This window comes from Eubacterium ramulus ATCC 29099, assembly GCF_000469345.1.
GTDB lineage: Bacteria > Bacillota > Clostridia > Lachnospirales > Lachnospiraceae > Eubacterium_I > Eubacterium_I ramulus.
In genome coordinates this window covers 1-26,447 of record NZ_KI271130.1, presented here as the reverse complement: position 1 = coordinate 26,447, position 26,447 = coordinate 1, and the positions used below count along the sequence as shown (strand labels likewise).

General features: G+C 45.0%; 22 protein-coding genes. 13 read left to right on the top strand and 9 right to left on the bottom strand.

The genetic code is table 11. The features are described from left to right. Window positions 1-31 precede the first annotated feature (31 nt). Window positions 32-592, bottom strand: coding sequence for a TetR/AcrR family transcriptional regulator (locus HMPREF0373_RS08370; protein WP_022035557.1), 561 nt, complete (start codon window positions 590-592; stop codon window positions 32-34). 316 nt (window positions 593-908) lie between these two features. Between HMPREF0373_RS08370 and HMPREF0373_RS08365 the strand changes: the two genes are divergently transcribed. Together HMPREF0373_RS08365 and HMPREF0373_RS08360 are read left to right on the top strand one after the other, a co-directional pair. Beyond that, entirely contained in the window at window positions 909-2,327 is a 1,419-nt protein-coding gene (locus tag HMPREF0373_RS08365) for a radical SAM protein (protein ID WP_022035556.1), read from the top strand. Window positions 2,328-2,354: 27 nt separating this feature from the next. Next, the gene (locus HMPREF0373_RS08360) at window positions 2,355-3,761 is read left to right on the top strand and encodes a radical SAM protein (protein WP_021739250.1); all 1,407 of its coding nucleotides are present in this window, start codon (window positions 2,355-2,357) and stop codon (window positions 3,759-3,761) included. 155 nt (window positions 3,762-3,916) lie between these two features. On the opposite strand, the gene HMPREF0373_RS08355 is transcribed toward HMPREF0373_RS08360, so the two are convergent. The 7 genes from HMPREF0373_RS08355 to HMPREF0373_RS08325 all read right to left on the bottom strand — a co-directional run bounded on the left by HMPREF0373_RS08355 (window position 3,917) and on the right by HMPREF0373_RS08325 (window position 11,125). Beyond that, a complete protein-coding gene (locus tag HMPREF0373_RS08355; protein ID WP_021739249.1) occupies window positions 3,917-4,351 on the bottom strand; it encodes a V-type sodium ATPase K subunit in 435 nt (144 codons plus the stop codon). Window positions 4,352-4,465: 114 nt separating this feature from the next. Beyond that, the gene (locus HMPREF0373_RS08350; RefSeq protein ID WP_021739248.1) at window positions 4,466-6,307 is read right to left on the bottom strand and encodes a V-type ATP synthase subunit I; all 1,842 of its coding nucleotides are present in this window, start codon (window positions 6,305-6,307) and stop codon (window positions 4,466-4,468) included. Next, window positions 6,304-6,918: a V-type ATP synthase subunit D gene (locus tag HMPREF0373_RS08345; RefSeq protein WP_021739247.1), complete on the bottom strand. Its 615-nt coding sequence runs from the start codon at window positions 6,916-6,918 to the stop codon at window positions 6,304-6,306. The genes HMPREF0373_RS08350 and HMPREF0373_RS08345 overlap by 4 nt, the downstream gene beginning before the upstream one ends. Before the next feature lie 12 nt (window positions 6,919-6,930). Then, window positions 6,931-8,226 carry a V-type ATP synthase subunit B gene (locus HMPREF0373_RS08340; RefSeq protein WP_021739246.1) on the bottom strand — a complete coding sequence of 432 codons (1,296 nt, stop codon included), beginning with the start codon at window positions 8,224-8,226 and terminating at the stop codon, window positions 6,931-6,933. Window positions 8,227-8,238: 12 nt separating this feature from the next. After that, a complete protein-coding gene (locus tag HMPREF0373_RS08335) occupies window positions 8,239-9,969 on the bottom strand; it encodes a V-type ATP synthase subunit A (RefSeq protein ID WP_021739245.1) in 1,731 nt (576 codons plus the stop codon). Window positions 9,970-10,030: 61 nt separating this feature from the next. Then, complete coding sequence (locus HMPREF0373_RS08330) at window positions 10,031-10,552, bottom strand: DUF2764 family protein (RefSeq protein ID WP_021739244.1); 522 nt, start codon at window positions 10,550-10,552, stop codon at window positions 10,031-10,033. Between the two features lie 12 nt (window positions 10,553-10,564). Continuing rightward, a complete protein-coding gene (locus tag HMPREF0373_RS08325) occupies window positions 10,565-11,125 on the bottom strand; it encodes a hypothetical protein (RefSeq protein WP_044963517.1) in 561 nt (186 codons plus the stop codon). A 238-nt stretch (window positions 11,126-11,363) separates the two neighbouring features. On the opposite strand from HMPREF0373_RS08325, the gene HMPREF0373_RS08320 reads away from it, so the two are divergent. The 5 genes from HMPREF0373_RS08320 to HMPREF0373_RS17325 all read left to right on the top strand — a co-directional run bounded on the left by HMPREF0373_RS08320 (window position 11,364) and on the right by HMPREF0373_RS17325 (window position 16,347). After that, window positions 11,364-12,119, top strand: coding sequence for a YlmH family RNA-binding protein (locus HMPREF0373_RS08320; RefSeq protein WP_021739242.1), 756 nt, complete (start codon window positions 11,364-11,366; stop codon window positions 12,117-12,119). Window positions 12,120-12,230: 111 nt separating this feature from the next. Continuing rightward, window positions 12,231-13,616 (top strand): hypothetical protein, encoded by a 1,386-nt coding sequence (locus HMPREF0373_RS08315; protein ID WP_044963520.1) that lies wholly within the window; start codon window positions 12,231-12,233, stop codon window positions 13,614-13,616. Continuing rightward, a complete protein-coding gene (locus HMPREF0373_RS08310; RefSeq protein ID WP_021739240.1) occupies window positions 13,609-14,286 on the top strand; it encodes a DUF6320 domain-containing protein in 678 nt (225 codons plus the stop codon). The genes HMPREF0373_RS08315 and HMPREF0373_RS08310 overlap by 8 nt, the downstream gene beginning before the upstream one ends. A gap of 41 nt (window positions 14,287-14,327) precedes the next feature. Next, entirely contained in the window at window positions 14,328-15,314 is a 987-nt protein-coding gene (locus HMPREF0373_RS08305; protein ID WP_021739239.1) for an alpha/beta hydrolase, read from the top strand. After that, complete coding sequence (locus HMPREF0373_RS17325; protein ID WP_044963515.1) at window positions 15,307-16,347, top strand: radical SAM protein; 1,041 nt, start codon at window positions 15,307-15,309, stop codon at window positions 16,345-16,347. Before HMPREF0373_RS08305 ends, HMPREF0373_RS17325 begins: the two co-directional genes overlap by 8 nt. A gap of 31 nt (window positions 16,348-16,378) precedes the next feature. On the opposite strand, the gene HMPREF0373_RS08295 is transcribed toward HMPREF0373_RS17325, so the two are convergent. Beyond that, on the bottom strand, window positions 16,379-17,092 hold the full coding sequence (locus HMPREF0373_RS08295) for a hypothetical protein (protein ID WP_021739237.1): 714 nt from the start codon (window positions 17,090-17,092) through the stop codon (window positions 16,379-16,381). Between the two features lie 204 nt (window positions 17,093-17,296). Between HMPREF0373_RS08295 and HMPREF0373_RS08290 the strand changes: the two genes are divergently transcribed. The 6 genes from HMPREF0373_RS08290 (at window position 17,297) to HMPREF0373_RS08265 (ending at window position 26,027) form a co-directional block, all read left to right on the top strand. Beyond that, the gene (locus tag HMPREF0373_RS08290; protein ID WP_021739236.1) at window positions 17,297-18,967 is read left to right on the top strand and encodes an SH3 domain-containing protein; all 1,671 of its coding nucleotides are present in this window, start codon (window positions 17,297-17,299) and stop codon (window positions 18,965-18,967) included. Window positions 18,968-19,142: 175 nt separating this feature from the next. Continuing rightward, window positions 19,143-19,511 (top strand): GntR family transcriptional regulator, encoded by a 369-nt coding sequence (locus HMPREF0373_RS08285; protein ID WP_022035542.1) that lies wholly within the window; start codon window positions 19,143-19,145, stop codon window positions 19,509-19,511. Between the two features lie 123 nt (window positions 19,512-19,634). After that, on the top strand, window positions 19,635-22,082 hold the full coding sequence (locus HMPREF0373_RS08280; RefSeq protein WP_044963513.1) for an ATP-dependent Clp protease ATP-binding subunit: 2,448 nt from the start codon (window positions 19,635-19,637) through the stop codon (window positions 22,080-22,082). 83 nt (window positions 22,083-22,165) lie between these two features. Beyond that, window positions 22,166-23,548: a DNA repair protein RadA gene (gene radA, locus HMPREF0373_RS08275; protein ID WP_021739233.1), complete on the top strand. Its 1,383-nt coding sequence runs from the start codon at window positions 22,166-22,168 to the stop codon at window positions 23,546-23,548. A 134-nt stretch (window positions 23,549-23,682) separates the two neighbouring features. Beyond that, window positions 23,683-24,384 carry a response regulator transcription factor gene (locus tag HMPREF0373_RS08270; protein WP_044963511.1) on the top strand — a complete coding sequence of 234 codons (702 nt, stop codon included), beginning with the start codon at window positions 23,683-23,685 and terminating at the stop codon, window positions 24,382-24,384. Between the two features lie 2 nt (window positions 24,385-24,386). After that, entirely contained in the window at window positions 24,387-26,027 is a 1,641-nt protein-coding gene (locus HMPREF0373_RS08265; RefSeq protein WP_167618664.1) for a sensor histidine kinase, read from the top strand. Window positions 26,028-26,447 lie beyond the last annotated feature (420 nt).

The window sequence follows — 26,447 nt, the reverse complement described above, 5'->3', positions numbered from 1 at the left end:
GATGCTTCGTTTTCGTATTAAAAATTAAATTTTAGACCTCATAAGCCGAGGCCCCCTGCTCCAGGAAATTCAGACCATTCATGGTAATTCCCATCAGCAGTTTACCAACCTGCTCAATAGAAAGTTTATAATTACTGCACACCCAGTTTTCCAGGATGCCGATGACTCCATTTGCCAGATATGCATAGGAGTAGTCCAGCATCGTTGCATCCGCATTCGGATAAATTTTCTGCCAGACACGCATACTGTTATCGTATCCGAGATACATAAGCTGTCTGATAAAGGAAGAATCCCCGTGCGGTCCGATCAGAACCTGACAGAGATCGCGATTCTGATCGATAAGATGTAAGATATCGTTAAACCAGTTATCATTTGCAAGTGTTAGCACAATATTTTCAAATAATTCGTTCTGAATCTGCGTCAGCAGTGCATACACATCTTCATAATAAGAATAGAACGTACTGCGGTTGATGTCTGCCATTTTACAAATATCCGTTACTGTGATCTTATTCAATGGTTTTTCTTTCAACAGGTCAAAAAGTGCCTGCCGAATCACGGATTTTGTATATTTTGTACGGCGATCTGTTGCCATTTTCTTATCATCTCCTTTGGTCAATCGTCCGGAAAATTGTTAATTATCCAACAAAGTGAAGACAAAATGTGGGATAATTGACAGAAAAAATCAAATTGACGGTTGATATTTGCTTTTAGTTGATTATAATATACAAGAGTTAAAAATGCAACAGGTGTTGTCAAAGACACGACTGTTGTGTAAGAAACAACTGTTATGAAATAGACACCTTTTTATAGTTATAGGAAAAGTTTGTGTCTGTTTCGCAAAAAATGTTTAAATTAAGTAACAAGCAATCAACATACTGGTTAAGGAACATAGGAAAGGAGTGCATATCGTGGCAAGTTTATCACATACGATGCAGAGAAAAGCGTTCAGCGCAGCAATTGACGTTGCTTTAAAAAGACTGAACAAAGACAGAGAAAAAGGATTACTTCAGATTATTGATCTGGCTCAGAAATTCATGGGCGACAACTTCAAACCGGAAGCTTACGAAGGTGCAAAAGCAATCGTTCAGAACCCGGATCACAAGTGGATGAAATTCGTAAACACAATGCTTGACGAGTTAGATCCGAACGTTGCAAAAATGACAGCATTAAACCTTGGTTTTGAGGCTGCTTTTTATGGTACAAAAACAATCCGTAAAATGCGTCAGGTTCATCACTGCAATATTCCGTGGCTGATCCTGATGGATCCGACCAGTGCATGTAATTTAAGATGTACAGGATGCTGGGCAGCAGAGTATGGTTACAAACTGAACCTTACATACGAAGAGTTAGATGATATCGTAACACAGGGTAAAGAACTTGGTATCTACTTCTATATGTTCACTGGCGGAGAACCACTGGTTCGTAAAGCAGATATTCTGAAACTTTGTAAAAAACATCATGATGTGGCATTCCACAGCTTCACAAACGGAACACTGATCGATGAAGAATTCTGTAAAGAAGTTCAGAAATTAGGAAATCTTTCCTTCTCTCTGAGTCTGGAAGGATTTGAGGAAGCAAACGATGGTCGTCGTGGTCAGGGTATTTTCCAGAAGGTTCTTGGAGCAATGGATCTGATGAAACGCTACGGTCTGTTCTTCGGAACATCTGTATGTTACACAAGAAAGAACATGGATGCAGTTACCTCTGATGAGTTCTTTGATCTTCTGATCGAGCACGGATGCCGTTATTCCTGGTATTTCCACTATATGCCGGTTGGAAACGAAGCGGATGTAGAACTGATGCCGACAATGGAGCAGCGTGAGTATATTTACAAACGTATCCGTGAGGTTCGTGCATTTGAAGGTGGAAAACCGATTATGCTTATGGACTTCCAGAATGACGGTGAGTTCGTAGGCGGATGTATTGCCGGTGGACGTAACTACTTCCACATCAATGCAAACGGAGATGCTGAGCCATGTGTATTCATTCACTACTCAGGAGCAAACATCCGTGAAAATACATTACTTGAGTGTCTGCAGCAGCCATTATTCATGGCATACAGAGATAACCAGCCGTTCAACGACAATATGCTTCGTCCGTGCCCGATGCTTGAGAATCCGGAAAAACTTCAGGAGATGGTTCGTGAGACTGGCGCAAAATCTACAGATTTACAGTCTCCGGAGAGTGCAGAGCACCTTTGCGGAAAATGTGAGCCGTATGCAGCAGAGTGGAAAGAACATGCTGACAAGATCTGGGCAGAACATCCGTTCGTAAAGAAAGGATACAAGAACTACAAGAGTGAGATTGAAGGAACTGACGCAAAATAAGGACAGACATACAGGAGGAATTGAAAGATGGACGTAAAACATGCTGCAGCTAGAAAGTCATTTGAACTGGCTTTTTCAGGAGTTTATAAATACATCAACAAAAACAAAGAAGAGAACCTGGTCAAACTGATGAACCTTGCACATAAAATTGCAGGAAAAAACTTCCCACAGTATTTCTGGGATAATGCAAATGAGGTTCTTGGTGATCCGGAGCAGAAATGGACACAGATGATCTATAATGCAATGGACAGACTTCATCCAAACATTGTAAAACAGCACGTATTAAACATGGGATTTGAAGCTGGCCTGACAGGTTTCAAAAAAGTAAGAGAAAATCGTGAAAAATATGGATGTAACGTGCCGTGGGTTATTCTGATGGATCCGACCAGTGCATGTAACCTGAAATGTACAGGATGCTGGGCAGCTGAGTATGGTCATCAGCTTCAGTTAAGCAATGAAGAACTTGACAGAATCATCACAGAAGCAAAAGAACTCGGTATTCATTTCTTCGTATTAACCGGTGGTGAGCCGATGGTTCGTAAGAAAGATATCCTGATGCTTGCTGAGAAACACAATGACTGTGCATTCCACATCTTCACAAACGGAACTCTGATTGATGAGGAGCTCTGTAAAGAAGTTCAGAGACTTGGTAACTTATCTTTCGCACTGTCTGTAGAGGGATATGCAGAGACAAACGATGACCGCCGTGGTCAGGGTGTATTTGAGAAAGTTATGCACGCTATGGATCTGATGAAAGAGCATGGTCTGTTATTCGGTACATCCATCTGCTACACAAGCAAAAACTACAAAGTAGTTACATCCGATGAATTCCTTCAGATGCTGGTAGACAAAGGAGCAATCCTTTCCTGGTTCTTCCATTATATGCCAGTCGGAAAAGATGCAAGTACAGATCTGCTTCTGACACCGGAACAGCGTGAGTACATGGTAGAGCGTGTTCGTTTTGTACGAAGCAGAAAATGCCCGATCAAACTCTTTACACTGGATTTCCAGAACGATGCAGAGTTTGTAGGCGGATGTATCGCCGGTGGTAAGAACTACTTACATATCAACCCAAATGGAGATGTAGAGCCATGTGTATTCATCCACTACTCCAATATTAATATCAAAGAGCATTCCCTGCTTGAGTGCTTACAGCAGCCGTTGTTCATGCAGTATCATGACAATATGCCGTTTAATGATAATCAGCTTCGTCCATGCCCGATGCTTGAGAATCCGGAGATGATCAAGAAGATGGTAGAGGCTTCCGGAGCTCATTCTACGGATATGCAGGCAGAAGAGCCGGTTGACAGTCTGATCGCAAAAACAATTCCATACGCAGAGAACTGGAAACCAGTTGCTGACAGATTATGGAAAGAGCGTCAGGATGAAGTTGCTGAGGCAAGAAAAGAGCGTTTTGAAAAATACGGTGAGTAATTTAACCAAATAAAAAGAAAGTGTCCTGCTTCAAGTGCATAAAGCACAGTAAGCAGGACACTTTCTTTTTATCAGAAGGGGAGTGATACCCTTCTGATAAGCTGCGTAGCAGCGATTTGGTTGTGAACAAGTAGCGTAAGCGGATTGCGAACACCTTAGCCTAACAGCAGTAAGCTGAATACCAGTGTGAACAGCGCTACTGTCTCAACGATACCAATTACGATAAAGTAGTTTGCAGTACCTTTACCGGTTGCTCCGAGAGCGTCTGCGGCTGCTGCCGCGCATTTACCCTGGAATAATCCGGAAAGACCGATTGCAAGTCCGCCGAAGAGACCAACGCCCAGAGCCAGACCTGCATCTGCACCGCCAGTTACTGCGGATTTGATAAAGTTCATAAGAAGGAATCCATAAATTGTCTGTGTCAGCGGTGCACCGGAAAATGCGATCATAATGAACGGTGCTGCTTTGCCGCTTGCGTAACACTTTTTCCAAGCTCCTACTGATGCCATTCCGGCAAATCCTGCACCGAATGCAGATCCTGCTGCTGATAAACCAAGTGCAGCTGCCATACCTATAAATGCGATATTCATAATAATTCTCCTTTTTTAAGCTGTTTTGATTCAAGAATAAGGTTATCATTCTTGTTGCGGGATGCACATCGTATCACATATGACATAATATCTTTGTGCATCTTTGCAAATTTACTACTTTTTAATCTTTTCGTTTACTTTAAATGGTTCATATGCAATTCCAGTCCACTCCAGACCGGCCTGTCCGGAAAATTCCAGAACGTTTAATCGAACGCCGTGTACAACGACGGATAGGAAACACATGATAATATTCAGTCCGTGTCCGATCAATACGACTACAACGCCCAGAATGATGAGTGGTCCGTGGAACCCTGCTGCAATGCCGTTGAAACTCTGGGAGATGGCAAATCCTGCCATACCTACAGCAAACAGACGGATATAACTCATAACATTTCCAAAACAGCTGATCGTGTTTAAGAATACGGTAAATGCGTCTCCAAGACCTGCTTTCAAGCCCTGACCGATTGTTTTGTCCGGTGCCATACCGCCGAAGAGAACAACAAGGATAAATGCAATACCTACCATACCAAAGATTGGTTTGATATTAAGTTTCTGACCAATAACCAGGTACAGAGATAACAGATACATGCCGATGACTGCAACCAGCCATCCAAGGTCTGCCACCCAGCTTAAGTTTTTCTCGCTCAGTTTCTTTTTGATAGAGATCAGACTTCCCAGTGCCATCTGGATCGCTCCGATGGTGAAGGAAAACTTCATAATGGCATTTTGCTGTGTCACAGCACTTACGCCGAAGTATTCCGGGTAGTTTGCAAACTGAGGAATGACCAGAGCTTTTAAGAAAGGTACATGCATTGCTTTTTCCATACCAAACCACGTACCTGTGACGGCACCCCATACAATAGTCGCAATGGAGAGGACCAGTAACAGGTAAGTTGTCGTATTAAATTTCTTTGTTTTTGCTACCAGAGCGATCGTTGTGATCAGGATCAGGCAACCGTAACCGGCATCACCGATGATCATTGCAAAGAACAATGTGAAAAACAGGAAAAACCAGAGCGAGATATCTGACTCCCGATAGCCCGGAAGAATTCCAAGGATATCAAATACCGGCCGGATCAGTCCGGAAACTTTCCCATATTTTACTTTGGTAGGGACTTCTGTATCATCCTCTGTCACATCATCCATGGCCCAGGCCCATTGATGCTCCGTGGCTGCGGCCTTGAATTTCGGAAGATCTGTTTCCGGGAGATAACCGGAAATCCATACAAAATCTTCGTCATGCTCTGATGTTTCGCTGGCAGAAGAGTAGTTTTCCTCATTTTGTGCTTTCAACATCTGCACCTGAAAACTCGCATCATAGATGCTGGCTTTTTTCAGTGTTTCTTCACAGGTAAGGATCTCCTGGCGGCACTGTTCAATTTCAGCTACCAGTGCATCCATACCTTTTTCCGGAAGGGTAAATTCTGTTGCCGGAATGGTCGGAGGCAACGATCCAAGTACCGCAACCGTATGCATTTTATCAATGGAAGCAAGTTGGATCAGACGGATTTCAGGATCTTGAACAGCTGTCTGGTATTCATTCCTGCCGAGACGGTAGAAGTGAAGATCATAACCGGCATCCTTTAATGCTGTTACTTCATCCGGGGAGAAGTTTCCCCAGGCTTTGATTCGTTCGATTTCTGCATTGGCAGCACTGATTTCCTGTTCCAGTGCGGATTTTCTGTCCAGTGCACTCAGAACACCCTGATACATTTCTTCAAACTCGGAATCGGAAAGAACAGGTGTGCTTTCTTTGCTTCGGGATTTTTTATCCGGTGCATAATCTGTCAGTGCAGAAGCAGTTTTGGAAAGGGTTGTGAAACGTTCCGCTACTGCACGCGCCGGGCTTTTCTTTTCTGCCAGATGCAAAAGTCCGAGTGTTCGAAGTCCGTCGAGCATCTCGTCTTTTCTGGAGACGGATGACACGACGCAGACCATTTTCATTTTCTCTATCATTGTGCCGCCTCCGTAAGTTTTTTCTTTGAAATCTTTCCGCGGACAACGGCTGCAGTCTGCTGATCGCCAAGGAAAACTCCGATGATACGGATATTTTCTTTGGCTTCCGGAATCTTAACCTTTTCAAACAGGTTGACCCGCTGGGAAGTAGAGCGTAACTCTTTTTCCAGAAGAGCTTCCTGCTTGCGAAGGGTAGATACCAGGGCATCCAGACGCGCAATCTCGCGGAGTTTTATAATAGCAGTGTCCACCCACAGAGGATAGTCGTCCACATCATACGCGATGTCTTTGAAAGTCAGTTCCTGAAAAGCGGGAACGGTGACACCGGCGATGTTCTCATTCTTACAGATGACGGTATCCGGCTGAACCAGGTGATCCAGCTTTTTGCTTTCCGCGAAGATTTCGTTTTCGGCAAATACTGCAACCCAGTCATCCAGGTCACCAATCATCTGAGCACGCTCGACTTCCTTCTGTTCCAGATCAGCTTTTGTTTTCGTGATCACGGCCTGCAACTGTTGCTTTTTCAACTGCAGGGTAGGAAGATAACGCTGATACTGTTTCAGGCGGTCTTTCTGCAATTTCTGCTCATTTTTTGTAAGTTTGATAGCCATCAACTGCTCCTTTTAGTGTAATGCTTCTTTGTTTGGCCATCTTTCCTGCAGAAGACTTGTCTTCAAACCGGTTTCATTTGGCTCGAAGCATTCTGCAAGGATTTCCCAGCCAAGGTCAAGGGCATCTTCAAGTGGAATATTTACACTGAGGTCCATAAGTTTTGTTTCGAAAAGCTCACCATATTTCAGAAGTTTTTCATCCCAGTCACTCATAAGGAATCCCATGGATTTTTTCTCAAGAGCCTCTTTATACTGAGAGTAAAGGCGGATCATACCATCCATAAGTGCACGGTGGTCATCCCGGGTCTTCCCATTTACATTCTGTTTCAGACGGGAGAGAGATCCGAATGGTTCAATGTGTCCGTTTTTCAGATAATACTGACCTTCTGTGATATAACCGGTGTTGTCCGGAACCGGATGTGTAACATCATCACCAGGCATTGTGGTAACACCAAGAATGGTGATGGATCCGGCACCTTCGATGTCAACGGCTTTCTCATAACGGGAAGCCAGGCAGCTGTACAGATCGCCCGGATAACCACGGTTGGAAGGTACCTGTTCCATCGTGATGGACATTTCTTTCTGCGCATCGGCGTAGTTTGTCATATCGGTAAGAAGTACCAGTACTTTCTTTCCGTTTAAGGCAAACTGTTCTGCAACAGCAAGAGCCATATCCGGAACCAGTGTACACTCAACGGTCGGATCGGAAGCGGTATGGATAAACATAACCGTATGGCTCATGGCACCACCCTTTTCCAGGGTATCACGGAATGCCAGGTAATCATCGTATTTCAATCCCATACCACCTAAAACGATGACATCGACTTCTGCCTGAAGTGCGATACGGGAGAGCAGTGCGTTGTAAGGCTCTCCGGAGATAGAGAAAATCGGAAGTTTCTGACTTTCTACCAGTGTATTGAACACATCGATCATCGGGATACCGGTACGGATCATGTTTTTCGGTAAAATACGTTTTGCCGGGTTGAAGGACGGTCCGCCGATCGGAATCATATTTTCCGTCAGTGCCGGGCCGTGATCTCTTGGAACACCGGCACCGTCAAATACCCGTCCAAGCAGGTGATCGGAGAAGGACACCATCATTGGTCTGCCGAGGAAGCGGACGGGATCGCTGGTTCCGACACCCTGTGCACCTGCAAATACCTGAAGAGATACCAGGTCTTTATCAAGTTTTATAACAGTCGCGTAACTGTCACCTACGAGAGCCAGATCGCCCAGGCGGACATCCGTTGCTCTGACAGTAACTACGTTACCGACGATTGATTCAATTTTTGTATATACTTTCTGCACGCTAACATCCTCCTACTCAACAGCTTTTGATTTGTAGAATTCTGAGATTTTCTTTTCCTGTGCGTAGAATTCCGGTGATTCGAATTCTGTACCGTGCCAGTCAAGGAATTCCTGTCTTAACTGGTTGAAGAAACCTCGGATCTCGTTTTTGTCATCCAGATCATAGGATGCCATCAATGCATCGTAAAGAATGCCGAATTCTTCCCGCTGTCTGTCCGGAGAGCATGCTGCGTCGATCGGATCGAAGGAGTTCTGCTGCAGATACACGGAATCGAGCAGCTCGCCCTTCTGATAAATAATGTAGTCTTCTGCGGAAGTTCCTTCCTCACCGACTACCTTCATCATCTGGTTGATCTCATTTCCTCGGTGCAAAATGGAACGTGCTTCTTCCACACGGGTCATATCAACAACACCGTCGTATTTGGACCAGGAATCCATCGGATGGATGGCCGGGTATTTACGGGCATCGGAACGCTCTCGGGAAAGTCCGTGGAATGCACCGACTACCTTCAGCGTTGCCTGTGTAACCGGCTCCTCGAAGTTACCACCTGCCGGTGATACGGTACCACCGATGGTAACAGATGCAATCTTGCCGTTTTTCAGTCTTACTTTACCGGCACGCTCATAGAAAGAAGCGATGGTGGATTCCAGGTAAGCCGGGAAAGCTTCTTCCCCCGGAATCTCTTCCAGACGTCCGGACATCTCACGCATTGCCTGTGCCCAACGGCTGGTGGAATCTGCAAGCAGAAGAACATTCAGGCCCATCTGCCGGTAGTATTCAGCCAGTGTTACGGCTGTGTAGCAGGATGCCTCTCGTGCGGCTACCGGCATGGAAGAAGTGTTGCAGATGATGATCGTACGTTCCATCAGGGATCTTCCGGTCTTTGGATCTTCCAGTTCAGGGAACTCTTTTAAGATTTCCACAACCTCGCCGGCACGCTCACCACATGCGGCAACGATAACGATATCGGCTTCTCCGTTTTTCGCTTCCATATGCTGAAGCACTGTTTTTCCGGCTCCGAATGGTCCTGGTACGCAGAAAGTTCCGCCTTTTGCTACCGGAAGGAAAGAGTCGATACAGCGAATCTGGGTTACAAGTGGTTCGTCCGGACGAAGTCTTTCCTCATAGCATTTTACTGCCTGTTTAATTGGCTGGGAGATAACCATGCTTAGTTCTTTCTCCTCGCCGTCTCCATTTTCAATGATACAGATGGTTGCCCGTACATGGTAAGAACCTTTTTCTTTGATGGATTTTACTTTCCAGTCATGACCTTTCAGTGTGAAAGGAACCATGATCTCGTGTGTAAATAATCCTTCCGGAACACTTCCGATGGTGTCACCGGCTTCTACGGCATCACCGATCTTTACGGATGGGGTAAATTCCCATGCCCGGTCCGGAATCGGATCGAGGTATACGCCTCGTTCAAGGAAAAATCCGCATTGCTCGGCCAGATCCGGCAACGGATTCTGCAGACCGTCAAATACCTGTGTGAGCAGACCCGGTCCAAGTTCTACGCTCATCAGTTCACCGGTAAATTCTACAGGATCTCCGACTTTAATGCCGTTTGACATTTCGTAGATCTGCATGCTGGCAACACCGTTGTTGATACGGATAACCTCGCCTTTTAAGCGTTTTCCGTCAACAAGGATATAACCAACTTCATTTTTATGAACGGCACCTTCAAAGCTGACATTTGCCAGGTTGCCGTTTATACCAGTTACATATCCTGTTACTGTTTCCATTCAATTTTCTCCTGTTATTAAATAGTTTTCCGTTTCATCAGATAGGGGAAGCATTGCACTCCTATAACTGATAAACGCGTTGCTGCACCTGATCAAAAAGGCGTTTGAATTCTTTTTTACCTTTTTCCTGTACAAAACAGTTCTGGCGCTCCAGCAATTTCAATTTAACCGCATACCCAAATAGATAGACATCGTCAAAGGTATGCAAACCTACCAGGGAATCAAGATTTTCAAATTCGTAATCCAGCAGGATTTTCTCGGCTTCCAGCGGATTTTTTGCTGCAAGCACGGTTCCTATTACCTGGGTGAGCACAGAATCCTTATCGTAGGGTTTCAGATAAGCCCGTCCGAGGTTCATGCTTCTCTGATAATTGAGCTCACTCATAAGGTTGTTGTAAAAAGCAGCCCAGTCTTTTAACAGTGGTCCTTCATCAGAGGAGAGAGTGAGATTACTTAAAAATTCGTATTTTGATTCGCTTACATTTGACTGGCACATGCCAAGAAATTCTTCATAAGAAAAAGGCATGTCTCCGTCCGTTCTCAGGTCCGGCAGGCTGGATATCAGATAATAATATGAAGCCATAAGCACCTCCTGCTAGAAATCAAGATTTCTGAAGTACGGCATCAGCATCTGCATGATTTCGTCATCGGAACAGTCAAAATAACCGGAACCGTCTTTTGCCGCCAGCCGGAATCCTGCACGGACACCTTTGGCCGGTCGGATTTCGAGACCGTTTTTGATTTCATCTGCAAGTTCTGCTTTCAGTGCATCACTTACTTGTGCAACTTCTACGGAATAACTATCTACCCCTTCATCAGCAATCACTGCTTTGATTAATTTTCCGAGTGCAGCATCACAAAGATTGTCTTTCACCTTTGCGGAAAGAATTTTTTCAAATTCTGCTTTTACCTCGGTTTTAAATGCGAGCATGGCATCGCGTTTTGCCTGCTCCGCGCTGATGGCAGCACTTTCTTTTAGAATACCGATTTCTTTTTCTGAAGCTTCCTGAATACTTTTTGCCTCAGATTTTGCATCTGCAATTATAGCATCTGCTTTTTTCTTAGCTTCTGCAATAATCGCTTCTGCTTCTGCATTGGCTGCATCAATTCCGTCTTTGCGGATGGAGGAAACTAAGTCCTGAATCTGTAATTCCATACGTTCACTTCCCTTCGTGTTCTTTGGATTGTACTGAAATAAATACAATTTAGAACACATTATAATATACAATGGATTGACATGCAAGTACTATTTTTAATTGTTTATAATTAAACAATCTCACCGGTTATTATATCCGATATTGAGCATAATTTACAAAAGTAATGTACTTTTTTTGATACATGCTTATAGTTGCTGTTCTTGTGCAATAGCAGATACCTATGTTATACTTACATTTATGAAAGAAAATGAAACATTAAAAAGGCGGGTGCTGGATCTGGCAAACCGTTGTTATCAGCAAAATATATATACATTTTCCGGGTTTTTAAATGCAGCAGAAGTGTCAGATGTATATTCTATGGAGCGGGAGTTAGATTTTATTCCATGGAAATTATTTGGAGGCACGGAAGGCTGTGAACGGCAGATGCTGCGGTTTGGATCGGAGGAAACGTTAGGGTATGAGGAGGAGTTTCCCATCAGTTGTGTGGTGATCCGCCCATCAGCGCCGAAATTTGCCGAGGACTTAAGTCATCGGGATTTTTTGGGGGCATTGATGAATCTTGGAATAGAAAGGGATGTTCTTGGTGATATTATTGTCAGGGATTCTGTCGGTTATGTGTTCTGTGAGGATGCCATGGCAGCTTATCTGGCAGACAATATTACCCAGGTGCGCCATACCGTCATGACCACAGAGGTGACAAAAGAATGTCCCGGGCAGGCGGCACCGCAGTTTCTGGAGGAAGAATTTGTCGTCAGTTCCAACCGCTGTGATGCCATTATTGCGAAAGCATACAAGCTGTCCCGTACCCGGAGTACCGAATTATTTCATGCAGGAAAAATATTTGTAAATGGCAGACAATATGACCGGAATAGTGGTATACTGAAAAGCGGAGACATCGTATCCGTGCGTGGATTTGGAAAATTTGTGTTTCGTGGATTTTTACAGGAGACCAAAAAAGGAAGGATCCGTGTGGGCATTGCGAGATATGTGTAAGGATTGTGGGAGTGCAAAGCACGGAGCAATCCGTGTGATCAGGATTTGGGCGTTTTGACACCCAAATCATATCATGCAGGAAAGCAAAAAAAACAGGGATGCAAGTATTTTATGAATAGAGAAGAAAAACAGAAGCTGAAAGCTGAAAAAAAACAGCAGAAAGCGAAGGAGAAACAGGCACGGAAAGAAGTCCGGTCTGTTTATAAGGAGACAAAAGGAAACAAAGACCGGGAGATCAAGTGGGGCAAGCTTGACAATACAGCGCATCTGTTTCCGGTTATCGCAGGAGAGGGCATGACAAATGTCTATCGAGTTGCAGTTATCTTAAAAGAAGAAATCCAGCAGGAACTGCTGCAGCAGGCACTGGACATGGTATTGCCGAAATTTTCTGTATTTAACTGCAGACTGCGTCAGGGCATGTTCTGGTATTATTTTGAAGAAAATGGAAAAAAATCACCGACGGTACATGAGGAGCATACGTATCCGTGCCGTTATATTGACGAGCACCGTAACCGGAGTTATCTGTTTCGGGTGACCTATTACGGCTGTCGTATTAATCTGGAAGTATTTCATTCACTGACAGATGGCAACGGAGCACTGAATTTCCTGAAGGAGCTGACGTATCAGTATCTGCGCCTGTCTCATCCGGAGCTTGGTGAGCAGTATGGAAACCGGCTGCACAAGCATACTTCTTTAAATACAGAAGACAGCTTTTTACAGAATTACAAAAAGAGCCGGTTTGAGAAATCCTACAAATCGGAAAAAGCCTATATTTTAAAAGGCAGCCTGTTTCCGGAAGGAAAAATGGGAATCATTCACGGGCATATGCCGGTGGATGCGGTAAAACGTGCGGCGAAGAAATACGATGCTACGATCAATGAATTTCTGGTGGCTGTATTTATCTGGGCAATTTATCAGGAGTATTTAAAAGGAATGCCTTCAAAACGGCCGGTTACCACCAGTGTGCCGGTTAACCTGCGACCATTTTTTAATTCAGTGACAACGAAAAATTTCTTTGTCATGGTTACGGCAACGTTCCATCCGAAAGCAGAAAACCAGCCATTTGAAGATGTGATTGCAGAAGTAAAAAAATCTCTGCGGGAGCAGATTACGAAAGAACATCTGGAAGAGATTTTTTCCTATAATGTGACGGGAGAAAAAACGATGATTCTGCGGACAATCCCGCTGGTGTTCAAAAAAATAGGTATGAAATACGTTTACAATATGGCGGCGAGTGCCAATACCGCAACCATCACAAACCTTGGAACTATTCAGGTTGCACCGGAATATGAGGGGTACGTGGATCATTTCAGTGTTATTTTGTCACGTTCCAAAGGACAGAATCTGAAGATGTGCCTTTGTTCCTATAATGGAATGCTGACATCCACGATCTCATCTGTGATGAAGGATACAAAACTGCAGAAAGCATTTTACCGTTATCTGGTGGCAAATGATATTCCGGTAACAATAGAAAGTAATGGTGTGTATTATGAATAAATGTTGGAACTGCGGAGTGGAATTTGTTGATCCGACCAATGTATGTCCACTTTGTAAATGTATTACGGAGCGGGACGGAGACGAGGTACTGGAGAGGAAGCCGACTTATCCGTTCCATCCGGGGAAAGAGATAAAAAAAATCCAGCTGGCGCTGAGCATTTATACGTTGGCGGCCATTATTGCTGAAGTGATTCTGGTGATCGTTGATTTTCATGTGGGAGACCGGGTCGGATGGTCCATCATGACGGGAGCATGCTTTGTATATGCATATATTACATTGAAATTTTCCATTCAGAAACACAATGGATACCAGTTTAAAATATTATTGCAGACGCTGCTTGGTGTGGCGGTCGTTGTACTCATTGATTTTTTGACAGGATTTTCCGGCTGGTCTGTAAATTATGTATTGCCGTCAGCATTTATACTGATCGATGTGACGGTCATTATACTGATGATCGTGAACAGCAGAAACTGGCAGAGTTATATACCGATGCAGCTTTTGATCATTGTATTGAGTATTATTCCGTTTATACTCAGGCATTTTGGAATTTCCAGTGACAGTATTATATGTCTGATCGCGCTGTGTGTAGCTGTTTTTGTATTTATCGGCAGTGTGATCGTGGGAGGCCGCCGGGCAATGGATGAGTTGTACCGCCGCTTCCATGTGTGATTTGTGAAAATGAAATTAGTATTATAGTAGGAGAAAAATGAATGTTACAGACTGACAACAGTATTCGCGGAAAAGTAATGCGTGAATTGATCGCAAGAGTCGCTTCTGACAACTTGATCGGCAGAAAATTTAAAAGCGGTGAACTGCGCAAAAAAATGACAGAACCCGAGTGGCGGGTACCGGAATTTTACAATCTGCGTGTGATTGAGGAAAAAAATTGCCGTCTGGAATTATTGGAGTGTGAGATCAAAAACGAGCGTCTTGTGTTGCTGCAGCTGCACGGAGGCGGATATATCGGTGGTATGCGTAATGCATACCGCAGTTTTGCGGGGCTATACAGTGAACTTGGCCGGGGAATGAGTGTGTTGACCGTGGATTACCGGGTGGCACCGGAGCATCCGTATCCGGCGGCACTGGAAGATGCCATAACCGGTTACAACTGGTTGCTGCAGGCAGGATGGCAGGAGCATGAGATCGTTGTGGCCGGAGATTCCGCAGGCGGCGGACTGGCACTGGCACTCTGCATGTATCTGAAGAATCAGAACCGGAAACTTCCGGCGGGGCTGATCTGTATGTCGCCCTGGACCGATCTGACCCAGTCCGGTGCATCGTATGATTTTAACTATGAACGGGATCCATTGTTTGGAAACACCCGGGACAGCTTGATTTACAGCAAGGATTACATTCAGGATGAGGATCCGACGAATCCGTATATCTCACCGTTGTATGGCAATTTCAGCGGTTTTCCGCCAATGTTGATCCAGGTGGGAAGTTATGAGATGCTGCTGAGTGATTCGGAACTGGTGGCAGAAAAAGCGAAACGTGCCGGATGCAAAGTGCGGCTCAGTGTGTACGAAGGAATGTTTCATATTTTTCAGATGGCAATGCTGATGATTCCGGAGTCCAAGCATGCCTGGCAGGAGATCGGACGTTTTCTGGATATTATGGAACATCATCTTCCGGCAGAGCATCTGGATGAGGAAGATAAAGAGATTGAGTCCAAATTTGGAGAAGTAGAATATGAATAACTATACTGATTGCTGTCTGTGCCCGAGAAACTGTCATGTGGACCGGACACAGGGAAAAACAGGTTACTGTGGACAGACCGATCAGATACGCGCGGCACGGGCTGCATTACATATGTGGGAGGAACCCTGCATATCCGGTGATGCGGGATCCGGAGCCGTGTTTTTTTCGGGCTGTACGCTTGGCTGTGTGTTCTGTCAGAACCATTCCATTGCTGCAGGCAGTGTGGGGAAAACAATTTCCGTGGAACGGCTGGCAGAAATATTTTTAGAACTTCAGGAACAGAAAGCCTGGAATATCAATCTGGTGACAGCGGGGCATTTTGCACCACAGGTGGCAAAAGCGCTGGAACTGGCAAAAAACAGGGGCTTACAGATTCCGGTCGTATATAATACATCCGGCTATGAAAAGGTAGAAACACTGCGGATGTTTGAAGGACTGACAGATATCTATCTGCCGGATTTCAAATATCTGAGCGGAGAACTTGCAGGTACATATTCTCATGCGGCGGATTATCCGCAGGTGGCAAAAGCAGCTCTTTGGGAGATGGTGCGGCAGGTTGGAAGTGCCCGGTTTGAGATTGTGTCCGGAGCAAAGGCCGGCAAGATTACCGATGAATTGTCTGTGGATGTGGCATATGCGGATGGAATGGATCAGACTTTGGATGGAACCGTGTCTGATACTGACGAATGTATGAGAGACAGTGAACCGGAAAACGGTGTTCTGGAACGAATGCTGCGCGGTGTTATAGTTCGCCATCTGATTCTTCCGGGGCATATCGCGGAATCAAAAAAAGTGATCCGTTATCTCTATGAGACCTACGGGGATCAGATCTATATCAGCATCATGAACCAGTACACACCAATGCCGGGGATAAACGCACGGTATCCGGAACTTGGAAGAAAACTCACACCACAGGAGTACGATGAGGTAGTAGATTACGCCATAGAACTTGGCGTAGAAAACGGATTTATCCAGGACGGGGAGACAGCGGAAGAGAGCTTTATACCGACCTTTGATACTTTTGGGGTGTGAGGTGATTCTTCTGTTAGCAATCAAAGCAACCCTACTGTGTTACCACCGGCTGCTGTGTCGTCGGATCTGCCGGAAGTGCCTGAGCCGGATCCATTGTCTGGGCAGCGGTATCCGGAGTGACTGTGTCAGCAGCACCTGGATCCGGTGTTGCATCTGTGGTTCCATCAGTCGTTGATGCATCGGTGGCCCCGTCAGCGGAAGTATCTGCCTGTGTATCAGCAGTATATTCGGTAATATTTGCGTGAGAGAGTGTCTTGTTGTCAGTCAGATATATAGCAACGCTCAGCTGCTGCTTGGAAGCAGGCACTTCTACTTTCAGTGTGTCGGATTCTCCGTGGGTTGAATATACCATGATGGAATCATAACTGTCAGAAATTTTGTAGAGAATATCAGATTTTGCAATCTGATCACCGGATTCATTTGTAACAACGCAGCGGAGCTCTTTATTTCCGGGGATGGTGCACATCTCAAGTGTTCCGTTCTCGTCGGTAGTTCCTTCAAATACAGTTTCATTTCCATTGGTAATGGTTACGGTTGCATTTGCCAGTTTTTCGCCGGAAGCATCATACCAGCGGGAATATAACTGGAGATTTCCGTCCGTCAGGATTTCTTTTTCTGCGGAGAGTTCGGTACCTGCGCTGACTGTGGCATCTGTGCCCGGCAGTTCGAAGCTGCATCCGTTTAATAAAAATGCACCGCTGATCGTCAGTGCGGAAATGAGTGCAATATATGTTTTCTTTTTCATGTTTTTGATTCCTCTTTTCGTTGTTTGTAATTTTTTAATCAATGTTTTTGTAACTGCCTATAGCATGATACAAAAATGTGAATATTTCAAGAATTTTTTATGAAAAATGCAAAAAAATGTTTTCGGAAAGCAGGCAGGTCTGTCGTTGACATTTTGCGGTGACCTACCTATAATAATAAAAAGAAACAGGATTGTGGAGGAATTATGAATAGTAAGAGTGTATACAGAAAGAAACGTGTGGGATCTTGTCTGGCACTGTGCCTGATCGGTGCTGTCATGAGCAGTACAATGAGTATCCCGGCATGGGCGGCACCTGCATCGGGAACAGCGAAAGATGATAATACAGTAGTCCGCGATGCCATCAAAGGCACACCGGTGGGATCATTGAATGCCAACCAGGAAGTAAAAGTGAAAAGTGAGAAGAAATCTGAGGATGGATATACCTGGTATCAGATCAGTTTTGACTGGAATGGTGCGCAGACAGAAGGCTGGGTGCGTGGTGATCTGATCACAGATGGAGCATCTGCTGCGGACAGTACACAGACGGGCAGCACGACAGACCAGGCAGTGGAAGCTGCAGGTTCTGTTACTTCCAATAATTCGGGAAAGACCGATGCACAGGAAACAGATGAATTCAGTATCAATGATCAGAAATACAAAATTGCAGAAAAATTTCCGGAAACTGAGATACCGGAGGGATTTCAGCCAGCAACGATTACATATGGTGAGAAAGAGATTTCTGCTGCACAGATGAAAAACAATGCGGATACTGTGCTGGTATGGCTGGAAAATACAGCTGACAGCGCAGATAAGGGCATGTACCTGCTTGATCGTGAGCGGGGGGAGGCAGTTCCGTTTATCTGCATTGCCGGAAAAGAGGATTCTTTTGTAGTATTGACCGATGTGCCGGAAGCGGAGGAAAAGACGGTTGCAGACTGCTATCATCATACCTTGTGTACGTTTGGAAACGGAAGTATTATGGCATATCAGCTGACACAGGAAGACGAACATGTTTCCAATGACGTGACAGCGACTGATTTTTACTATGTATATGGAATTTCCAGTGAAGGCGGGCGCGGATGGTATGTGTATGATTCTGCTGGTGATACCCTGCAGCGCAGCATGATAAATATGAAATATAATACCGCGCAGGCAGATACCGGCAGCAGTCCGGATGAAACGGAGGATACATCTGTATTTGAGACAGATTCCATGACACGGATGCTGATTGCCGGAGCGGGAGTGATCGCATTACTGCTTCTTATCCTGCTGATCGCCGTTTCCGTACGTTACCGTCGTCTGCGCAGATATCTGGATGGCGAACTTGGTTTTGGTGAAGAGGATGAGGCGTTCCATGAAGAAACGGAAATGCTGCCGTCTCACACGATTGAAGTAGAATTAAAAAGCGGAACCGTAGATATTATGGATTTTGATGCTGCTGTTGAAGAGGCAGACAAAACACAAAAAAACAGTAAGAAAAAAGAAAAGAAACAGCGTCACAGAGGAGGCGAACCGCAGACAGCAGCAGAAATGCCGGAAGAGACAGAAAAATCAGTTGGTTTTACAGACGAAAATGCAGAAGCGAAAGAAGCAGCTGTCGAAAAAACGGTGGAGCAGCCGATGAATAATCCGGATCTGGAATCCGTAGCGAAGATCAAACGACCACAATCTGAGAAAAAAGAGACAAATCCGGAGACCGAACAGCTGGTTGCAGATCTGAAAAAGCTGATCCGGGAAGTGGAAGTGACGAAAAATGCAGAAGCAGAGCAGGAAGATGCGTTTTTTGATGAAGAAGACGGAGAATTTTATGATGAAGAAGATCCGGAAGAGAAAAAAGACGGAACAAATTCCTGGGATGATATTGAATTTCTGTAAATAAAAGAACAGACTCCTTTTATCGGGAAAGGACCCGGTAAAGGGAGTTTCTTTTGTTGTTGACAGATTTGCAAGTGTGTTATATCATCGTTATAACAGTCTCTTGAAATGAAAGACGATAAAGATAGGCGAATGGTGCAAGATTCTGAAAAGAATAATGGAGGATAGGTTACAAATGACAATAGAGATTGATTTTAACAGTGACGAGGCATTGTATATCCAGCTTCGCAATCAGATTATATACGGCATTGCCACACAGCAGTATCATGAAGGAGATGCTCTCCCATCGGTACGCCAACTGGCAGATGAAATCGGCATTAATATGCATACCGTAAATAAAGCGTACAGTGTGTTGCGCCAGGAAGGTCTGCTGCGTCTGGACCGGCGCAGGGGCACCGTCATAGCACTGGATATTGACCGTCTGAAAGCAGAGGAAGAGATGCGGGATGCCCTGCGGGTTATTCTGGCCAGAGGTTTCTGCAAAGGAATTACCAGGGCAGAGGTGCATGAACTGGTGGATGAGATTTTTCATGAATACGAGTAAGAATGCCGAGGGCATTCTTGAAATAAAAAGAATTGTGGGAGTACGAAGTGCGGAACAATTCGTATGGCATCTTTTGCCCCCAACATTATAAAAATAGTAAGCGTAAATTTCGGAGGAAATAGAATGCAATATAAGGGATTTACCAAACAGGCGCGCAAGGCAATGCGTCTGGCAGAAAATCTGGCAGAAAAAGAACAACAGACACAGATGGGCAGTGAGTATCTGCTGGCAGGGCTTTTGCTGGAAGGACATGGAGTAGCATATGAAATCCTGCAGCAGTTATCCGTAAACTGTGAGGATATTCTGGCACTGATCCACGAGATCGCACTGCCAAATGAAGAAGAATTTCCGGCACAGGAGGATTTCCTGACTCCGGAGGGGCATGCGGTTATTGACGGTGCTTATGCGGCAGCAGAGCGGTTTGACTGTGAAGAAGTCGGTACGGAACATCTGCTGTTTTCTGTGATAGAGCATCGCAACAGCGCAGCAGCCAGACTGCTGATGGCAATGAATGTTAACATGGGAAAAGTGTATGCGGAAATCTTGTCTGCCATGGGAAAAGAAGCATTGTATTCCCGGGAGGAAGGAAAACAATTCCGTACCGGAAAGAAATCAGAAAATGCAAAATCAGGTCTGCTTGAGACCTATACTTCAGATCTGACGGAGCGTGCCCGGCAGGGAGAACTGGATCCGCTGATCGGACGCAGTGATGAACTGCAGCGGATGATCCAGATCCTGAGCCGCCGGGGCAAAAATAATCCTTGCCTGATCGGAGAACCCGGTGTGGGAAAAACCGCGATCGTGGAAGGACTGGCAGCACGGGTAGCAGCAGGAGCCGTACCGGAGCATCTGCAGGAAAAGCGGATCCTGACTTTGGATGTATCCGGAATGGTAGCGGGCACGAAATATCGTGGTGAGTTCGAGGAACGGATCAAAGGAATTATGCAGGAAGTGCAGCAGGCAGGCAATATCTTGCTGTTTGTGGATGAACTGCATACGATTATCGGTGCAGGTGGTGCCGAAGGAGCACTGGATGCATCCAACATTATGAAACCGGCATTGTCCCGTGGACTGATCCAGATCATCGGTGCGACTACGATCCAGGAATACCGTAAGCATATCGAAAAAGATGCGGCACTGGAGCGGAGGTTTCAGCCGGTGATTGTGGAGGAACCGAGTGTGGAACAGACCGTGGAGATATTGCGTGGACTGCGTCCGCAATATGAGAAACATCACCATGTGGCAATTACAGAAGAAGGACTGCGGGCTGCGGCAGAATTGTCAGAGCGTTATATCAACGACCGTTTTCTTCCGGATAAGGCAATCGACCTGATGGATGAGGCTGCTTCCAAAGTGCATATCGGCAGTATGGAGCAGCCCAAGCAGCTGGAAGAGATAAAACGGACCATGCAGCAGCGGAGTGATGAAATGGAAGAAGCGATCCTGCAGGGAAATCTGACACTTGCAGGAAGTATCAGAAGCGAACGCCAGGAATTAAAGCAGGCTTATGAGTCTGCCCTCACCAGATACAAACGTAGTCTGAACCGCAAAAAGGCGGAAGTCGGAGAAAATGAAGTGGCCGATGTAGTGGCAGACTGGACGCATATTCCGGTAAAACGACTGACCGAAGGGGAAGCCGTGCGTCTTCAGCATCTGGAAAAATCACTGCACAAACGTGTCATTGCACAGGACGAGGCAATTCAGGCAGTTGCAAAAGCGGTGCGTCGTGGAAGAGTCGGTCTTAAAGATCCGTCCAGACCGGTGGGCTCTTTTCTGTTCCTCGGACCGACCGGTGTCGGAAAAACAGAGATTTCCAAAGCACTGGCAGAGGAAGTGTTTGGTCAGGAAGAAGCTATGATCCGGGTGGATATGTCGGAATATATGGAAAAGCACAGTGTTTCAAAACTGATTGGTTCTCCGCCGGGATATGTTGGTTACGAAGAGGGTGGACAGCTCAGCGAGAAAGTGCGTCGTCATCCATATTCGGTCCTGCTGTTTGATGAGATTGAAAAAGCACATCCGGATGTGTTTAATATTTTACTGCAGGTACTGGATGACGGACATATCACCGATGCCCAGGGAAGAAAAGTTGATTTCAAAAATACCATCATCATTATGACGTCCAATGCCGGAGCACAGTCTATCATTGAGCCGAAAAAACTTGGTTTTGCAACGGCAGAAAATGAAAAAGCAGACTACAACCGGATGAAATCCAATGTGATGGAAGAAGTGCGTCGGATCTTCAAGCCGGAATTCTTAAATCGTATTGATGAGATCATTGTGTTCCATGCCCTGACCAAAGAGCACATGAAGAAGATTGTGGGCATCATGACGAAAGAACTGCAGCAGCGCTGCCGGGAACAGTTGGATCTGGAACTAAAGATTACCGACGGTGTAAAACAATATATTGTGGATAAAGCGTATGATCCGAAATATGGTGCACGCCCGCTGCGCCGGATGATTCAGACGAAACTGGAGGATACGCTTGCGGATGAGCTGTTATCCGGAGCAATCAAACGGGGAAGTACCGTGACTGTGCGTATCCGCAAAGATGAGATTGTGTTCTGTTAATGATATATAATCCGTTGTCTGTGCAAGTGATGTTGCAGGGCAGCGGATTTATGTATCTACGGAGAGAGAGCGAGGAATAGGAAATGGCAAAAGCGAAAAAGACGATATTTTTCTGTCAGCAGTGTGGCTATGAGACTGCAAAATGGATGGGACAGTGTCCGGGCTGCCGGGAGTGGAATACATTTGTAGAAGAACCGGCGGAGGAAAAGCATGCCGGAATCAGCGCAGGCAACCGGCGGAATTCCCAGAGTGTGGAACCGATGCCGTTGTCCAGAGTGGAAATGACCGATCAGGAGCGTTTTACTACCGGAATCGGTGAACTGGATCGAGTGCTGGGTGGCGGAATCGTACCGGCTTCACTGGTGCTGGTGGGCGGTGATCCGGGAATCGGAAAGTCCACCTTGCTGCTTCAGGTGTGTAAAAATCTGGCAGATGCGCATCACAGTGTGCTTTATATCTCGGGCGAGGAATCGTTGCAGCAGATCAAAATCCGTGCAGACCGAATCGGTTCATTCACCGAATCCTTAGAATTGTTCTGTGAGACAAATCTGGCAGATATTTCCTCGGTTTTGCGCAGAAAGAAACCACGGGTGGTTATCATTGATTCCATCCAGACCATGTACAGTGAGGAAGTCAGTTCTGCGCCGGGAAGCGTTTCCCAGGTGCGTCAGGCGACATCTCTGCTGCTTCAGCTGGCAAAATCTCTCGGTATTACGATTTTTATCGTCGGACATGTGACAAAAGAAGGTGTGGTGGCCGGCCCGCGTGTGCTGGAACATATGGTGGACACGGTATTGTATTTTGAGGGAGACCGTCATGCAGCCTACCGGATTCTGCGCAGTGTGAAAAACCGTTTTGGCTCTACGAATGAAATCGGTGTATTTGAGATGCAGCAGGTGGGACTGGTGGAAGTGGAAAATCCTTCTGAATACATGCTGAACGGGCGGCCGGAGGGGGCTTCCGGTTCTATCGTCACCTGTTCCATTGAAGGAACGCGGCCAATCCTGCTGGAAATCCAGGCTCTGGTATGTAAGACAGGATTTGGTCTGCCAAGAAGAACAGCAGCAGGCGCAGACCTGAATCGTGTAAATCTGCTGATGGCGGTACTGGAAAAACGTGCAGGGATTCCGCTGTCTTCCTGCGATGCTTATGTGAATATCGCGGGCGGCATCCGGATGAACGAACCGGCCATAGATCTCGGCATCATTCTTGCCATTGTGTCCAGTTACCGGGAACTTGCTATCTCAGATAAGACGATCTGTTTTGGCGAGGTGGGGCTCAGTGGTGAAGTCCGTGCCGTCAATATGGCAAAACAAAGGGTACAGGAGGCCAAAAAGCTTGGCTTTGAGACCTGTATCTTACCAAAAGTATCTCTGACAGATGAAGTCCGTACCGATGGTATCCGCCTGATCGGAGTGTCAAATGTGCGGGAAGCAATATCTTGTATATCAGATGGTGAGCAATAAGCCGAAAATGACTCCAACAGGAATGACTGTTTGGAGTCATTTCTTTATCCAACTTAAAAAAGTACATAAAGAATACATATCGGCATGTTACAATAAATGCAACGAAAGATAGAGAATATTGGGGGATGGTGAACATGAACAGAATTTTACTGGCAGAAGACAACGATGATCTGCGGGAACTGATTACAGATTTCCTGTCAGAACATGGATTTGATGTGTATGCGGCTGTGGACGGGGAAGATGCCTGGGAAGCCGTGCAGACAACTCGTTATCAGCTGGTTTTGCTGGATGTTATGATGCCGGGGATGGATGGATTTACTCTTTGCAGAAAAATCCGGGAACGGGAATCGGTGCCGGTGCTTTTCCTGACAGCGCGTGTGCTGGAAGAAGATCAGCTGCGTGGATACGAACTTGGGGCAGACGATTACATATTGAAACCATTTTCTTTGCGGGTGCTTCTTGCCAAATGTCAGGCTGTTTTGGAACGCTATCAGTGCGGAATGCAGGCGGAACAGCGAAAAGGTCTGTGGAAACATGAAAAACGGCAGCAGTTTTTCTGCGATGGACAGCCGGTAGAACTGCAGTCGCTGGATTTCCGCCTTTTATCCTATTTTTATGAGAATCCGAACCGGATTCTGACAAGAGAGCAGATCATTTTAAAACTCTGGGGTTACGAGTATGCCGGAAATGACAGATCGGTAGATACACATGTAAAAAACCTGCGGAAAGCATTAGGGGATTATGGCAGCTGCATCCGGACAATCGTAAAAAAAGGATATATTTTTGAAAGAAACAAAACGGTAAAAGAACAGACAGGAGAAGGGCAGGAGGGATGAAATTGAAAAAACTGAAAAAACTATGGGGAGAGCGGAAAAAAATATGGCGAGAATATAGAACGGCATTTCTGATCGAAATAATATTTTTGTGTGTAGCAATTACTGCCACGGGACTTTTGATCCGGATGTCACAGAAAGGCTGGGAGGAAAAACTGCAGCTGATGACGAAAAATGTGCAAAATCTGGTAGAGTCCAATTTGGACACCAGAAAGGCAGAAACGGAAACACAACTAAAGAATAACGTTTTTATAGGTTTAAAAAATATTTTGCCGGATACAGGAAATCCACAGTGGGACAGTCAGTTTGGATTAAAATTGCAATTTTTTGGAGAAACGGAGGAACCTATAAGTGAACTGGAAAACAAAGAAGTAGGTTGTATCTGGACCTCATATGATCAGGAAACAAAAGAATTAAAGCAAGAATGGATTTCGCTGAAGGAGTGTATTGAAAAATCAGAATCAAGCGAAAATGGTGAAATGAACAGTTTTCAAACATTTTATCAGAAGCAGGATGGCCAGGTAAGACTCAAAAAATTGAAAGGATATTATAATGGAAACGTGTTTAATGTCAGTGAAGTACAATTCCAGAGTGTCACAGATGAAAATGCAGTGTGGAATACACCGTCAGTAAGTTCACATTATAAATCAATGGTATGTCGTGTGGCAAATTTAGCAGATGTTTCAGAAGTTGAACTGGAAGAGGAAACATTGGAGCAGGGTGGGATGGAACTGTTTGTCTATCTGCCTGCACAAAAGGTACAATTTGCTTTGGGAAGTCAGCCGTCTAAGTTACAGAATCATGCAGAAGGCAGAATCAGTGGATATAATCTGACTTCGTATCAGATCGCATTCTATGCAGATACATTTTATCTGGCAACACACGACGGAAATTTGAAAACTTTTACAGTGCCGATCTGGCTGATCGGGCAGGCTCTGGCAGTGTTGCTTATTATTGTATATTTGTATCTCCATAAGAAAAGAAAGGAGTTGGTCAGTTTAAGGAATACATTTATCAATGCCATGGCACATGAAATGAAAACACCGGCAGCGGTGATCAAAAACAGTGCGGAATGTCTGGAGGATGGAATTCATCCGGAAAAGCGGGCAGAATACATAAGCATGATACAGAAGGAAGCAGATCACATGAATAAGCTTTTGATGTCCATGCTGACATATACAAGGCTCAGTGATTCTTCCTGCAATCTGCATATGGAAGAATGTTCCTTGCAAACAATGATGAGATCATGCTGCGATCATTACATAGAACAGATTGAAAAAAAGAGTATTCAGGTTATCTGGGATATTGTTGAGGAAGAAAGTGCCATCTGCGATAAAAAAATGTTATCTATGGTAATGGATAATTTCCTTTCCAATGCGGTGCGGTTCTGCATACCTGGCGGAGTCATCCGATTGTCTGTTGCCAGGAATTATGTCAGTGTATATAACGAAGGAATACAAATTCCGGAGGAACGAAAGAAAGAAATCTGGACGCCGATGTATCTTATAGATGATTCGAGAACAAAAACAGGAACAACTTCCGGCATGGGACTGGCAATCAGTGCAATCATTCTAAAAGCGCATCATGCAGCGTATGGTGTTGAAAACGTAGAAGGAGGAGTGAAATTTTATCTCAGTCTGAGTTGAGACTCACACTTCTGCAAGTGGTGCGTAATAACAAATATAATATGAATGAAAAAGAAAGACAATTCTGCGAAAAAAACAGGAATTGTCTTTCTTTGACAAAACGGTAAAAAGTGGTTGACTTTTGAAAGCCAGAGTGATACTATTAGCAAGCTGTCGCTGATGTGACAGGCTGACAGGAAAAACATGTAAACGGCATGGAATGCGTCTGTTTTTAATGTAAATCCTCTGCCAGAAAAAAGTAAAAAAGTTGTTGACAGGATATGACAAATATGTTAAGCTAAATGAGCTGTTGAAATACAGAGCATGAAACAACTTGGAATAAAAAAGTTGTTGACAAACACTTGAATATCTGATAAGATATAAAAGTTGCTAAACAACAGCAAGATATAAAGAACTTTGATAACTGAACAGTGAAATAAC